Origin of the sequence: Catenulispora pinisilvae (assembly GCF_015356865.1) — a bacterium.
GTDB classification, from domain to species: domain Bacteria; phylum Actinomycetota; class Actinomycetes; order Streptomycetales; family Catenulisporaceae; genus Catenulispora; species Catenulispora pinisilvae.
This window is the reverse complement of sequence record NZ_JAAFZA010000067.1, coordinates 1-13081: the sequence shown is the minus strand read 5'-3', so window position 1 is coordinate 13081 and position 13081 is coordinate 1. Positions and strand designations below refer to the sequence as shown.

The 13081-nt window shown below is 71.2% G+C and carries 11 protein-coding genes; 6 read left to right on the top strand and 5 right to left on the bottom strand.

Translation table 11 applies throughout. The features are described from left to right. The first annotated feature begins 11 nt into the window (after positions 1-11). The 3 genes from IZR01_RS19880 to IZR01_RS19870 all read left to right on the top strand — a co-directional run bounded on the left by IZR01_RS19880 (position 12) and on the right by IZR01_RS19870 (position 3740). Positions 12-179, top strand: a complete 168-nt coding sequence (locus IZR01_RS19880) for a hypothetical protein (protein ID WP_194896757.1) — start codon at positions 12-14, stop codon at positions 177-179. Positions 180-292: 113 nt separating this feature from the next. Next, positions 293-2938 carry a class III lanthionine synthetase LanKC N-terminal domain-containing protein gene (locus IZR01_RS19875; protein WP_194924692.1) on the top strand — a complete coding sequence of 882 codons (2646 nt, stop codon included), beginning with the start codon at positions 293-295 and terminating at the stop codon, positions 2936-2938. Between the two features lie 40 nt (positions 2939-2978). Beyond that, a complete protein-coding gene (locus IZR01_RS19870; RefSeq protein WP_194896759.1) occupies positions 2979-3740 on the top strand; it encodes a DeoR/GlpR family DNA-binding transcription regulator in 762 nt (253 codons plus the stop codon). 87 nt (positions 3741-3827) lie between these two features. Here the strand turns inward: IZR01_RS19870 and IZR01_RS19865 are convergent, their stop codons facing one another. After that, on the bottom strand, positions 3828-4595 hold the full coding sequence (locus IZR01_RS19865; RefSeq protein WP_194924691.1) for a DUF1266 domain-containing protein: 768 nt from the start codon (positions 4593-4595) through the stop codon (positions 3828-3830). Positions 4596-4905: 310 nt separating this feature from the next. Between IZR01_RS19865 and IZR01_RS19860 the strand changes: the two genes are divergently transcribed. Both IZR01_RS19860 and IZR01_RS19855 read left to right on the top strand, forming a co-directional pair. Continuing rightward, positions 4906-5121: a dodecin gene (locus IZR01_RS19860; protein ID WP_194924690.1), complete on the top strand. Its 216-nt coding sequence runs from the start codon at positions 4906-4908 to the stop codon at positions 5119-5121. A gap of 101 nt (positions 5122-5222) precedes the next feature. Beyond that, positions 5223-5525 carry a hypothetical protein gene (locus tag IZR01_RS19855; protein ID WP_194924689.1) on the top strand — a complete coding sequence of 101 codons (303 nt, stop codon included), beginning with the start codon at positions 5223-5225 and terminating at the stop codon, positions 5523-5525. 67 nt (positions 5526-5592) lie between these two features. Here the strand turns inward: IZR01_RS19855 and IZR01_RS19850 are convergent, their stop codons facing one another. From IZR01_RS19850 to IZR01_RS19840, 3 genes are all read right to left on the bottom strand, one after another. Beyond that, positions 5593-6546, bottom strand: a complete 954-nt coding sequence (locus IZR01_RS19850; protein WP_228555285.1) for a glycoside hydrolase family 130 protein — start codon at positions 6544-6546, stop codon at positions 5593-5595. A gap of 37 nt (positions 6547-6583) precedes the next feature. Next, the gene (locus tag IZR01_RS19845) at positions 6584-8875 is read right to left on the bottom strand and encodes a glycosyltransferase (protein WP_194924688.1); all 2292 of its coding nucleotides are present in this window, start codon (positions 8873-8875) and stop codon (positions 6584-6586) included. A gap of 222 nt (positions 8876-9097) precedes the next feature. Further along, on the bottom strand, positions 9098-9835 hold the full coding sequence (locus IZR01_RS19840) for an ArsR/SmtB family transcription factor (RefSeq protein ID WP_194924687.1): 738 nt from the start codon (positions 9833-9835) through the stop codon (positions 9098-9100). Positions 9836-9914: 79 nt separating this feature from the next. Here IZR01_RS19840 and IZR01_RS50740 point away from each other — a divergent pair, with 79 nt between their 5' ends. Then, entirely contained in the window at positions 9915-11567 is a 1653-nt protein-coding gene (locus IZR01_RS50740) for an MFS transporter (RefSeq protein WP_228559836.1), read from the top strand. Here IZR01_RS50740 and IZR01_RS53355 read toward each other — a convergent pair. Beyond that, complete coding sequence (locus tag IZR01_RS53355; RefSeq protein ID WP_194896766.1) at positions 11531-12967, bottom strand: alpha/beta hydrolase; 1437 nt, start codon at positions 12965-12967, stop codon at positions 11531-11533. The genes IZR01_RS50740 and IZR01_RS53355 overlap by 37 nt on opposite strands. Between the last annotated feature and the right edge of the window lie 114 nt (positions 12968-13081).

Genomic DNA, 13081 nt, shown 5'->3' with positions numbered 1-13081 from the left:
GGAGTGCGAAGATGAACGAACTGCTCGAGTTGGAGCCACGCGAGACCGATGCCGACGAACTCGACGTGGACACCGCCTTCAGCGGGATCGCCGACGCCGCGCTGGACCACAGCCAGTGCCTGCACTGCTGCGGTGACCAGGTGAGCCACTGGTTCTTCGCCACGAGCTTCCCCTGGTAGTCCCCGACCGACGGCGCGCTGGGGGCGGACCGGGTCAGGGCTGACTGCTTGTTGGCTGACTGCTTGTTACACGGCGACACGGCATTACAGCACCACGAAAGAGGGACGTTCGAATGAACGGCGGGCTGTCGCCTGAAGATGTGGAGCGGCTGATCCGGACGCACGCCGCCCGGGCCGGCGTCGAGATCGGGCTCAAGACGGGCACCACGTGGCTGGGTGTGCGGCCGCCGGGCGCGCACGTCGTGGAACAGGGCTGGAAGCTCCACGTCTCCAGCCGCACCGGCGCGCTGGCCGAGACCGCGGACGTGATCGTGCCGGCGCTGCTGGCCGAGGGCTGCGCCTTCAAGGTCGCCCGGTCCACCGGGGACCTGGCCCGGCTCAACGACGGCACCACCGTTCCGGCCTCGATCGGCAAGGCGTTCACCGTCTACCCCGAGCAGGAACGCGTGCGGGACGTGGGGCTGATGCTCGCGCGTCTCTTACGCGGCCGGGCGGCGCCGCGCGTGCTCAGCGATCGCCGCGTGGCCGCCGACGCCCCGGTCTACTACCGCTACGGACCGATCGACAAGCGCTGGGGCGCCGACGCCCAGGGCAAGCTGGTGATGACGCTGACCGGCCCGGACGGCGAGGAGTTCCCGGCGCTGGCGACCCTGCGCTACCGGCAGCCGACCTGGGCCGTGGACCCGTTCACCGGCGCCCCGGGCGCGCGTGACTGGGAGCGCCCGCCGAACGCCCCGACCCGGCTCGGCGACCACTACGAGATCGACGGCGGCATCGTGCACGCCGGCCGCGGCGACGTGATGCGCGCGGTGGACGTGCGCGACGGCGCCCGGGTCATCGTCAAGCAGTCGCGGGCCCTGGTGGACGAGGGCGAGGACGGCGTGGACACCCGGCTGCGGGTGCGCAACGAGCGCCGGGTGCTGGCCGTGTTGGACGGCGTGCCGGGCGTGGCGGGGTACGTGGACCACTTCCGGGCCGGCACCGATGAGTTCCTGGTGACCCGGGACGTGGGCCGGTACAACCTCGCCGACGACGTGGTCCGACACGGCCGCTACGCCACCGCCGACTCCGCGGGCGCGGTCTGCGGCCGCACGCTGGAACGCCTGGCCCAGCAGTTGGCCACGGTGATCTTGGCCGTCCACGAGCGCGGGGTCCTGATCCGCGACCTCAACCCGCGCAACGTCGTCATCGCCCCGGACGGCGCCGCGCAGCTGATCGATCTGGGGCTGGCCGGGCACAACGGCCTGTATCTGCCGGGCGGCACCTCCGGCTACTCCTCGGCCCGGCAGTTCCAACACCAGGAACCGACGACCGGCGATGACCTGATGGCCCTGGGCACCACGCTTTGCTACGCCTGGTCGGCGTTGCCCGCGGTGGTGCTGAGCCAGGACCTGGACGAGCCGCGGCGCATCGCGTTACGGATGATCCGGGCGCGCTGCGGCAACGCCCCCGGCGGTGTCATGGGGCTGATATGCGATCTGCTCGGCACGGACGACGTGCGGGTGCACAAGGCCGCCCGGCGGATGGCCGCCGGCGACTTCTCCCCGGTCCGCCGGACCCGCACCGCGCTGCCGAAATCCGCGCCGGTCACCGACGACCTGATCGAGCAGATCGCCGCGAACCTGCTGGACGACCTCACCCGGCAGACTCGCAGGGTCCTGACAGAGGTTCCGCGCACCGAACAGGCCGGCGTGGACGGCTGCGTCTATCGGGGCGGCGCCGGCATCGGACTGGAACTGCTGGAACACCTGGAAGAGCCCGGCGTCCCGGCACTCGTCGCGCAGCTGGTCCCGTTCAGCCGCCGGGGCGCCGACGTCGTCCGGCTGGGCCCGGGACTGTGGACCGGACGCACCGGCCTGGACGTCTTCCAGCTCAGCGCCGCGCAACGGCTCGCGGCCGAGGCCGTGCCGGACGCCGTCCTGGGCGCCGTCGAAACCCTCGGCGTCCAGACCCCCGGCCAGGACTGGAAACCCGAATACTCCGACCTGATCAGCGGCGCGTCCGGCATCGGCCTGGGACACCTGATGCTGCACGACCTCGACGGCCGCCCCGCACACCTGGACATCGCCCGGCTGTGCGCCGAACACGTGCTGGCCAACGCCATGCCCGACCCCGAATCCCAGCCCGGCCTGCTCGGCGAGTCGACCGGCGTCGAACCGTCGGCGGCCCGGGGCCACGGCCTGGCCGGAACCGTCGACGCGCTCGCCGTCATCGGCGACCGGCTCGGCGAGGACACCATGCTGACCGGCGCCGACGAGCGGGCCCGCGAACTCGTGCGCCGCACCGACCGGCTCGTCGCCTGGTCGTCCCGGCCCACCACCGCGCCGCTGGCCGCGTCCTGGTGCCAGGGCCTGGCCGGGATCGCGACCAGCCTGCTGACCGCCGCGGAGCGGCTGAACGAGCCCGTATACGGCGCCGCCGCCCGCCGCGCCGCCGACGCCTGCGCCGCCCTCATCCCGCGCATGGACAAGCCGACACAGTGCTGTGGGCTGGCCGGGATCGGCAACATGCTGATCGACGTCGCCGGGCGGGAAGGCGACGAGCGGTACTGGCAGGCGGCTCGCGCCGTCGTGGCCCAGCTGCTCGTGCGCAGCGCGGGACCGGCTGAGCACCCGGTGTTCGTGCGCGACGACCCGGGGGAGTACAGCGCCTCCTGGGCCTACGGCGTCACCGGGATCCTCGGCTTCTTCCGGCGGCTCTCGCGGGGCGGCGGGGCGATGGCGCTGAGCGACTCCGCCGCCATGTCCTGCGTGCGCTGACGAACATCTCCGGTTCACCGCACCCTCTTACAATGCGGCTATGTACGCGGAAGAGCGCCAGCAGGCGATCCTGGCGAAGGCACGGGCCGCCGGCCGGGTCGACGTGGTGCGGCTGGCCGCGGAGCTGGCGGTCACCACCGAGACCATCCGGCGCGACCTGACCGTGCTGGAACGCGCCGGGGTGGTGCGGCGGGTGCACGGCGGCGCGATCCCGGTCGAACGACTGGGATTCGAGCCCGGGGTGGCCGCCCGGGACGCGGTGATGACCGGGGAGAAGGAACGGATCGCGAAGGCGGCGCTGGCGGAGCTCCCGGCCGAGGGCTCCGTCATCATCGACGCCGGGACCACGACCGGGCGGCTGATCGAGATCCTGCCGGTGGACCGGGAACTGACCGTCGTGGTCAACGCGCCGGCCTTCGCGGCCCAGCTGGCCACCCGGTCCAATCTCACGGTCCTGATGCTCGGCGGCCGGATCCGGGGCCGCACCATGGCCGCGGTCGACGACTGGGCCCTGCACCCGTTGTCCCAGCTGTGTGCGGACGTCGCGTTCATCGCCACCAACGGGGTCTCGGTGGCGCGCGGCCTGACCACCCCCGACCTCACCGAGGCCGCGGTCAAGCGCGCGATGATCGGCGCCGCCCGGCGTACCGTGCTGCTCGCCGACCACAGCAAGGTCGGCAACGACTGCATGGCGGGCTTCGGCGCTCTGGCTGACCTCGATCTGTTCATCACCGACACCGGACTGGACGAGGAGACCGCGGGGGAGTTCACGGACGCCGGAGTCCGGGTGGTCCGTACCTGAGCGGGACGTGCAAGGTAGTGAGCTGGCCCGGGCGCCGGGAAGCGCACCGGGGGAACAGCGCCCGGGCCAGCGATTTTGGGGCCCGCGCTACCAGGCCAGGCGCAGCCAGGGGCTGTCCGGTTTGCTCAGCAACGACTTCCCGGCGCTGGTGTAGCGGCGGTAGTCGGCGTCGATCTCCTGTCCGTCGAACCCGGCGTTGGCCGCCCAGAACACCCGGCCGGCCAGGAACCCGAGCTGGAACTCCGCCCACGACGGGTACTGCGGCCGCGCCATCTGCACGGCCGCGTCGATCGCCGCCCACGCCTCGGCCGGGTCCAGGAACCCGGCGTCCACGATGAACCGGCTCACGTGCACCACCCGGGCGGCGTCCCAGGCGGCGATGCTCTCGATGATCCGGCGCGGGTAGTACCACTGCATCGAGGCCCGGTACTGCCACCCCGACTGGAAGTAGTTCAGCGCCACGTCCGGCCGCTGGCCGCGCTGCATCGCGAGCGCCGGGATCTCCCGCGTCGCCTGCTCGATCCGGGCCCGCTCGTCGGCGCGGCTCAGGTCCCAGCCGGCGTTCAGATAGCCGCGCACACAGGTGTAGAGGTCGCGGTGGCCGCCGTCCAGCAGGTAGCGGTAGGTGTTGCGGGCCGACTGCGCGTCGTTCACGTCCCAGGACTGGTCCAGGATCTTGGCCGCGGTGTGCGGGTCGCCCGCCGTGGTCAGGGCATTGATCGGCAGGTAGTCGCCGGCGGCGTAGACGGCACCGAGCGCCAGCCCGCGCTCCTGCCGCTCGGTCAGCGGCGGGGCGTCGGGCAGCACTTTGAAGCCGAAGTCCACGATGCTCTTCAACTTGCCCAAAATGCCCACCGACGTTCTCCTTGCAGATATCGGGTATCCGGCCCGGCCCGCCCGGAACGATCGTTCGGGCAGGTTGGAGCGGTACTGGACACGGGACACTAACCCGGTCTGCGGGCCGGGCACACCGGCAGAATTACCCGCACTGTCATAAAGAGATCGTCAAGAATAAGGAGATCTTCAAGAATAAGGAGATCGTCGCCCGGCCGCGGTTCCCGGCCGCGTCTCACCCGTTCGGACCGCTCACCGGATGCGTGGCGCCGATACCTGGCCGAGCCTGGACCGGGGGACACCGGACCGCGGGAAAACCGGGAGAGCAGCCATGAGCGAGCACACGTACCGCGTCACCGAGATCGTCGGCACCTCGCACGACAGCGTCGACGCCGCGATCCGCAACGGCATCAAGCGGGCCGGCGCGACCCTGCACAAGCTGGACTGGTTCGAGGTCACGCAGATCCGCGGCCACCTGAAGGACGGCGAGATCGCGCACTACCAGGTCGGGCTGAAGGTCGGGTTCCAGATTGACGAGACGGACTGAGCGCGGCCCGATGCGGGCTGAATAAACCATACCTTCGATATATGCACAATTCGCTATATAATGATGCCAAGGCATCCCCGGCACCGCGAAGGGACCCCCGCATGGCCACCTTGATGGAACACCATCCGCTCGCCGACCACACCCACGTCCACGGCGAGGGCTGCGGCCACGTCGCCGTGCCGCATGAAGACCACGTCGACTACGCCCACGACGGCCACCTGCACCGGGTGCACCAGGGCCACACCGACGAGTGCGAGACCGCGAGCCACATCCAGCACCTGAACCACACGCACGAGCACGGCCCGGACTGCGGCCACGTCGGCGTCCCGCACGAGGACCACGTGGACTACCTGCACGACGGCCACCGGCACGCCGCCCACGGCGGGCACTGGGACGACCACTGAGCCCAAGTGGAAAAAGACTCAGCCGCCGCCCCACATCCTTCGTGAGGCAGCGGCCGGTCTCACCTCATCAGCTGTTCTGCCAGAGGAATTCCATCAATTCACTGAGATTCGCGGTCGCCAGCGCGACGACCGAATCCCCGGCCCCGTAATAGAGCCGCAGCTCGTCGGTCTGCGGGTCGTGCACCATTCCGGTCGGGAACACGACGTTCGGCACGTCGCCCCGCGTCTCGTAGTCAGCTGCGGGCCCCATCACCCAAGCCGGGGAGCGGCGCAGGACCCGCGCGGGATTGTCCAGGTCGAACAGCACCAGTCCGGCGCGGTAGATCGGGCCGGCCGGCATCTGTTTCACCCCGTGGTAGATGCCCAGCCAGCCGTGCTCGGTCTGGATCGGGGCCGGCCCCAGGCCGATGCGCGCGGCGTCCCACCACGGCCCCTCGCGGCTGGCCATCACCGGCTCCGGCGCGCTCCAGTGCGTGAGGTCGGCCGAGCGGGACAGCCAGATGTTGCCGCGGTTGCCGTAGCGGGAGCTGACCGGGCGGTGGTAGAGGACGAATTCGCCGTTGACGCGGCGCGGCAGCAGCGCCGCGTCCTTGTCGTCGGGCGGCATGACCGCGCCCAGCTTCTCCACCGACTCGAAGTCCTCGGTGGTGGCCAGCGCGACGCAGGGTCCTGACGGGCCGTAAGCCGTGTACGCGATCACGTACCGCTCCAGCTCCTCGACCCACGTGACGCGGCAGTCCTCCACGCCCCACATCGAGGTGTGGTCGCCCGGGTCCTCGGCGAGCAGCGGTTTGGCCTCCACCCGCCAGCCGTGCACGCCGTCGGGCGAGCGCGCGACCGTCAGATGGGAGATCCCGCGCGGGTCCTCGACCCGGCACAGCAGAACGGTCTCGGCATTGTGTATCGCCGCACCGGGGTTGAACACCGTGTTCACACGATAGGGCCAGTCCTCCGCGGTGAGGATCGGGTTGGCCGGGTCACGGCGGAACAAATCCCGCATGGCGTCGTCTTTGGTCGGCAAAGCCGTTTCCCCCTGTTTTCTGGAGAGGCGTTGTCCATCATTGCACCAACCCCGCCCGAGTCAGTCCCAGGCGCGCCTGGTAATAGGCCAGCGTCGACTCCGCCCCCTGGTTCGGGTTCACGTCCGCGAACCGCGACCCGTCCCGGCACCCGCCGGAACCGGCGTCGTACAACGGCAGTCCAAGCCGGTTGTTTCCCAGGAACCACGCGAAAGAACGTCGCGCGCCGCTGGCGTACCGGTCGTCCGCCGTCACGCGCCACGCCTGGGCGCACGCCTCGACCACCGCCGCGGCGTCCAGTGGCTGCTCATCGCCCTCGTAGTCGGGACGCGGAGATCCCTTGCGCCGCCACAGATTCCCGACGAGCCGCAAACGGTCTTGTGAGGAGTCCACCGGGCCGAGTCCTACCTGCCCCAGATACCAGTCCAGCGCTTTCAGCCCCCGGCCGACCAGCGCCGCGTCCCCGATCCGGGCACCGCCGGCGACCAGGGCCTGCGCCAGGCGCGCGTTGTCGTAGGAGAGCTGGTCCTCGAACCAGGGCCATTCCTCGGTGGTCGCGTTCTGCCAGGCCGTGTCGAGTCGCTCCAGGCAAGTGCGGAACTCCGGCGTCGGTTCCGGAATCTGCACCAGCCCGAGCAGCGCGTAAGCCGTGCTCCGCAGGTCGGTCAGGTTCCGCACGGCAGGCAGCACGTCCATGAGCTGGTCGGTGGCCAGCTCCCGGAACTTGTCCGGTACCGCCGGTGCCGAGGCGACCTCCCCGAGCGCCCAGATCAGCCGCCCGACGTGGTCCCCGGAATGCGGCTCGTCCAGCCAGCGGCCGTCGACGGCGCGCATGTTCCGGGCCGCCCGAGCGGTCGGATCGTAAGCCTCCCGCAGGAATTCCAGGCTGGTTTCCAGCCAGGTGTGCGGAGCCGCACCGCGCAACGCCTGCGGCTGCTCCGCGCACAGCCCGGCCGCCACGATCGCCAGCCGCGCCACGTCATCGACGCAGTGCCCGGATGCCGGGTCCGGCCGCGCGCCCTGGCCGAACTGCATGATCCCGCCGGAGTCGGTGAGCCGGTTCAGCTGCTTGAGTTGCAGGCGCGGAAGCTGCACCGCGTCTGTAGCTGTAGCGGTAGCCGAAGCCGGGACCGGGGAGCGCCGGCGCTGGGCGGCACAGGCCCGGACGATCTCGGCGAACCGCTGCGCCACGGCGTCCCAGCGCAGCCCGGCCCCGCGCCTGCGCGCCGCCTGCCGGGCCCCGGCCAGTCGGGCGTCATCGCCGAGCAGCGCGTTCAGCGCCCCGGCGAAGGCCTCGGCGTCCTCCGGCGGGACGGTGATACCGGCACCGTCGCCGAGCATGTCCTCGGCATAGTGATACGCCGTGGACACCACGGGCCGTCCGGCGGCGATGGCGAAAGTCAGCGCCCCGGAGGAGATCTGCTCGCGGGAGCGGTACGGCGTCAGGAAGATCTCGGTCTGCGTCAGGATCGCGGCGATCTCGGTCTCGGTCAGGAAGCTGTCCAGGAAGGCCACCCGGTCGGCGACACCGGCCTGCTTGGCGGCCAGCATCAGGCTGTCGCGGTAGTCCTCGCCGCTCTGCCGGACGATCTCAGGGTGCGTCGATCCAGCGATCAGATACGCGGCGTCCGGGTGCTCCTCGGCGATCCGGCCCAGGGCTTCGATCGCCGTCTCCAGGCCCTTGCCGGGGGAGATCAGTCCGAAGGTGGACAGCAGCCGCCGGCCGGCCAGTGCGGCCAGGGTTCGCCGGACCTCCGGGCTGATCTCGCCGGTGGTGTCGTTGTCGGCCACCGGGGCCGGCGCGCCGTGCGGCAGGTGGACGATCCGGTCCGGGGGCGCGATGCCGGTGCGGATGGCCAGCGTGCGCGCCATCTCGGTGAAGACGGTGACCGCGGCGGCGTCCCGGCACAGCCGGTGCAGCGTTCCGGCCTGGGTCCAGCTCGGCTCGGACAAGACTGTGTGCAACGTCACCAGATACGGCACGCCGCGCCGGGTCAGTTCGGTGGCGAACCCGGTTATCCAGGCCCCGTCGGCGCCGCCGAAAATCCCGTATTCGTGCTCGATGACGACCACCTCGACGCCGGAGTCGGCCAGCCGCGCCGCGGCCCGGCGGTAGTCGGGGTAGGAGTCCTGGCCGATGACGGTGGACACCTCGGCGGGGTAGTCCAGGCCGTCCCGGTCCAGGGCGCAGATCTCGACGGCCAGGTCGGGTGCGGCCTCGGCCAGCGCGGTGGTCAGATCCTGGGAGAACGTCGCGATGCCGCAGCGGCGCGGCGTGTAGGTCGAGACGAGCGCCAGACGGGTCTCCAAAGCCGGATAAGTCCCAGGCATGCCTTTATAAACCTTCCTATCGAGGTTCACGGATGGTGACGCTAGCCGCCGGCGGGGCGCGGAGGTATCGGTCGGATGACTGTGTATGGGGACAGAGTCGATGGAACAGCCGCCAGCTTCGCATCAGGGTGTTTCGTGACGGAAACAACATTCTGCGATTCCGAGGCATTCCGGTGCCGCCGGTGTCCGTGGACTGAGACGCAAACCCGCCGGATCAGGACGTCACGGGTGCAACCAGGCCAGCCTGTCCTTGCCGCGCGGGGTGAGGACGACGCTGCGCGGGACGGTGCCGCGGGCGATGCAGCCGAGTTCGAAGAGCCGGTCGGTGACCGCGGTGCCGAGCGGCCCGGCGAGGTGATGCGCCTGCTCGGTCCAGTCGACGCAGTAACGTAGTGACACGTCGTTGCGGAGCAGCGAGCGGTCCACGCCCCACTCGGCGAGGGCTTCGTCACCGGCATCCGTGAGCCGGTACAGGTCCTTGCGGCCCGGCGCCGACAGCCGATCGACCGGGTCCTCGCCACGATGGGCGCCGTCGCCGCCGACGACCCACCCGCGCTCCAGCATCCCGCCGAAAAGCTTCACGCCGAGTTCACCGGCCAGATGGCGGTAGCAGGTGCGGGCCGCGCGCAGGGCCGCGGCGCGGGTGTGGGCGCGCAGCGAGGTCACCGGCGTCCGGGGCGCGAGTCGGGCCAGCGCTTCCAGCACGCCTTCGACGTCGCCGTTCGCCAGCCGGTAGTAGCGGTACCGCCCCTGCTGCTGCGCGGTCACCAGCCCGTGGCCGAGCAGGATCGCCAGATGGTTGCTCACCGTCGAGGCCGCGACCCCCGCCTCCTCGGCCAGCCGCCCCGCCGGGAGCGCACGTCCGTCGGCGAGGGCCATGAGCACCCGGACCCGCCGCGGGTCCGCGAACGCCGTCGCGACCTGCGCGATCTGGGGATCTCCGCCGGCGGCCTGAGCCATATCTCGATCGTACGCAGGAATCGCTTCGACGCCCGCTGAAGTGTCCCGGGCCGAGGATCGAGGCATGGGAGATCGGGGCATGGGACCAGAACGCGTGAGCCGGGCGCTGACCTTGGGCCTGTGCGGCGGGTACTTCCTGGTGTTGCTGGACGTCACCATCGTGAACACGGCGCTCCCGCAGATCGGCGCCGGTCTACATGCCGGCGCCTCGGGCCTGGCATGGGTGGTCGATGCCTACACGGTGCCCCTGGCCGCACTGCTGCTGGCCTGCGGCGCCATCGGCGACCTGCTCGGCCACCGGCCGGTGGTGCTCGCAGGCTTCGCGGGCTTCGGCGCGGCGTCGGTGGTGTGCGCGGTGGCCCCGGGGCTGGGGTTCCTGGTCGCGGGGCGTGCGGCGCAGGGGGTCTGTGCGGCGCTGATGCTGCCGGGGACGCTGGCGCTGCTGGCGGACAGCGCGCCGAGCGAGACGGCGCGGGCGCGGGCGGTCGGGTTGTGGGCGGCGGTCGGCGGAGCGGCGCTGCCGGCCGGGCCGTTGCTGGGCGGGCTGTTGGTGGAGACGGGCCAGTGGCGCGCGGTGTTCTGGGTCAACGTGCCGGTGATCGTGGCTGCGCTGGTGGCGGTGGTGCGGGCGCCAGTGGGAGTGGCGCGAACTGCGAGGGGCGGTGCGGCGCAGAGCTCGATGGCTGATTCGCCTTCGCCTTCGCCTTCGCCTTCGCCTTCGCCTTCGCCTTCGCCTTCGCCTTCGCCTTCGCCTTCGCCTTCGGGCTTGGGCTTGGGCGCGGCGCGGGCATCTGCTTTCGGACCCGGGGCGAGCGAGCCTTCCGCGGTGAGTCCTTCGGCGGCGCGCGAGGTGCCCTGGTTGGGAGCGGCTGCCCTCGTGGTGATGCTGGCGTGCGCTGTGACCGCCGTGGTCCAGGTGCGCGATGAGCCGGCCCTGAGCGCGATCATGCTCGCGGTGACCATCGCCGCCGCCGTGGCCTTCCGCTCCCTGGAACGCCGAGCAGCGCGCCCCCTCCTGCGCGTCGAGCCCGCAGCCCGCCGACCGTTGGCCGCGGCGTGTTCCGTCGCCGGCCTCATGAACTTCTGCGTCCTGGGCTCCCTGTTCCTGATGACCCAAGTCCTCCAGGACGTCGACCATCTCAGCCCCCTGCGAGCCGGCGTCACCCTCCTGCCCGGAATGCTCCCCCTGCCCCTGCTCGGCACCACCGCCGGCCGCCTCACCACCGGCTATGGGCCCTGGCGGGTCGCCACGCTCGGCCTGTTCGCGGCCGCACTCGGCTTCGCCGGTATGGCCGCCGCCATGAACGGGCCCGACCTGCTCCTGCTGCTTCCGTCGCTCGCGGTCTGGGGTACCGGCCTCAGTATCCTGACACCGGCGGTCGTCGCCGCCGCGCTCCGCACGCTCCCGGCCGCCCCCGGCGTCGCCTCCGGAGCCAGCAACACCGTGCGCCAGACCGGCGCCGCCCTCGGTGTCGCGGTGTTCAGCGCGCTGGCCGGCGACGCGGGCGGGTCGGGCTTCGTCCACCGCGCCGCCTGGCTCCTCGCCGCCAGCGCGATCGCGTTCGCGGTGGCCGGTGTCCTGGCGCACAACAGCGGCTCCGCGTACAAAAGCGTGGTCCCGGCACGGCCTAAGCCGAACCGGGACCTCGCTTCGTCGGGGAGGCCCTCTCTCCCCGAAGCCTTATCGCCAGGTGCTCACTCGATCGGGAACGACCACGACGGGTCGGCCTGAACCGGCGGCGGCGAGGTCACCTGGTTGTAGTGTCCGGTGGCGATCTGCCCGAAGTTCGCCATGGCTGGGGAGGACGGGTCGAAGTAGTAGTCGTGCGCGGCGACCAGTCCCGAGGGGCCCACGCCGCCGTTGAAGACGTGCGCGCCGAAGGCCGGGGTCACCGGGTCGGTGTCGTGGAAGCCCTCGGCCCAGACGATCGGGTCGTTGTCGTCGCGGGTGGCCCACACGTGCGAGGCGCCGCCGGGCACGTTCATCGCCGCCGCGTTGTCCACGTTGGTGCCCGGGCTCGCGGCCAGCACCACGTCGTCGGCGTGCAGGCCGCCGGGCGCCTGGGTGGCCTCGCCGACCACCGTGGTGCCGTAGCTGTGGCCGATCACCGTGGTGTGCAGCGGGTCGCCCGGGTCGTGGGTGGCGTACAGGCCCTGCTGGAAGTTGTCCAGGACCGGCCCGCCGGCCTGCGCGGGTCCGGAGAACAGCGCGCCCGGGACCGACGAGGGGGCGTTGTAGTTCATCCAGGCCACCGCCGAGGTGGACTGCGTCGGGTCGGCGTTGTGCGCGGAGTTCACGATGGTGTCGGCGGCGGTGGTGTACTGGTCCACGTGCCCGGCCGACAGGTCGGTGCTCACCCCCGGCACCACGGTCACCACGTTGCTGGCCGTGTCTGGGTCCCCGCTGGCGACGATCGCGTGCCCGATGCCGTTGGTGTCGACGCCCAACAGGTACTTCTGCGTCGCGCCGGTCCCGCCGTTGCCGATCACCTTCTGCAGCTCGTTCATCCCGTCGAGCTTGCCCTGCAGCGCATCGATCTGCTTCTGCTGGTCCATCGCCGCGTAGCCCTCGGGATCATAGGGCGAGGTCGGCGTGTTCTTCAGATCCGTGATCTGCTGCTGGGTCTGGGTCTGAAGGTTCGACAGCACCGACCGGTTGGCGGCGTCCCGCACGTCGGCCGGGACACCGTCCATGGCACCGATCTGGGTGGCGTCGCTGCTCAGCAGATTCGCCTGCTGATCCCCGCTGAGCCCGTTCCACCACTTGTTGACGTCCGCCGGACTGGTCCCGGCGGCCGGCGTCGCGGGCAGCGACCCGCCGATCCCCAGCGCGCCGAAGCTGTCCGAGACCATCGTGTCCAACGACGCGTAGTCGCTGGCGCAGCACTGCAACGCCCCGTTCAGCGTCCCGAACAACCCCATACCCGAGGTCAGGGAACTGAGCAGGTTGTCGTGCAACTCCCCGTTGACCGAACCCACCAACGAGCCGATCTCCCCGAACGCCTCACCGCCCAGCGTCAGCGACCCGAGCTCGCTCAGCGCGTCTTTCCCCGTGCCGAACAGGCTCTCCAGATCCGTCGTGACCGTGCCGAAGAGCGGCAGGTCGATGTTGAAAGCGCCTGTGTCGGCCACTGCGTCTCCTCGCGCGATTCCGGTGGTGTCGGGGACAGCATGACGGCTGCGCCGGCGCGGTCACGAGGGGAGAAGTACCCACTGGGAGGCGCTTGGGGTTCGGGTCTTTTCGGG

What these genes read in the sequence shown, in the direction of transcription:
- IZR01_RS19880 (WP_194896757.1), top strand. Translation starts at nt 12, where the DNA reads ATGAACGAACTGCTCGAGTTGGAGCCACGCGAGACCGATGCCGACGAA.
- IZR01_RS19875 (WP_194924692.1), top strand. Translation starts at nt 293, where the DNA reads ATGAACGGCGGGCTGTCGCCTGAAGATGTGGAGCGGCTGATCCGGACG.
- IZR01_RS19870 (WP_194896759.1), top strand. Translation starts at nt 2,979, where the DNA reads ATGTACGCGGAAGAGCGCCAGCAGGCGATCCTGGCGAAGGCACGGGCC.
- IZR01_RS19860 (WP_194924690.1), top strand. Translation starts at nt 4,906, where the DNA reads ATGAGCGAGCACACGTACCGCGTCACCGAGATCGTCGGCACCTCGCAC.
- IZR01_RS19855 (WP_194924689.1), top strand. Translation starts at nt 5,223, where the DNA reads ATGGCCACCTTGATGGAACACCATCCGCTCGCCGACCACACCCACGTC.
- IZR01_RS19845 (WP_194924688.1), bottom strand. Translation starts at nt 8,875, where the DNA reads ATGCCTGGGACTTATCCGGCTTTGGAGACCCGTCTGGCGCTCGTCTCG.
- IZR01_RS19840 (WP_194924687.1), bottom strand. Translation starts at nt 9,835, where the DNA reads ATGGCTCAGGCCGCCGGCGGAGATCCCCAGATCGCGCAGGTCGCGACG.
- IZR01_RS50740 (WP_228559836.1), top strand. Translation starts at nt 9,915, where the DNA reads ATGGGACCAGAACGCGTGAGCCGGGCGCTGACCTTGGGCCTGTGCGGC.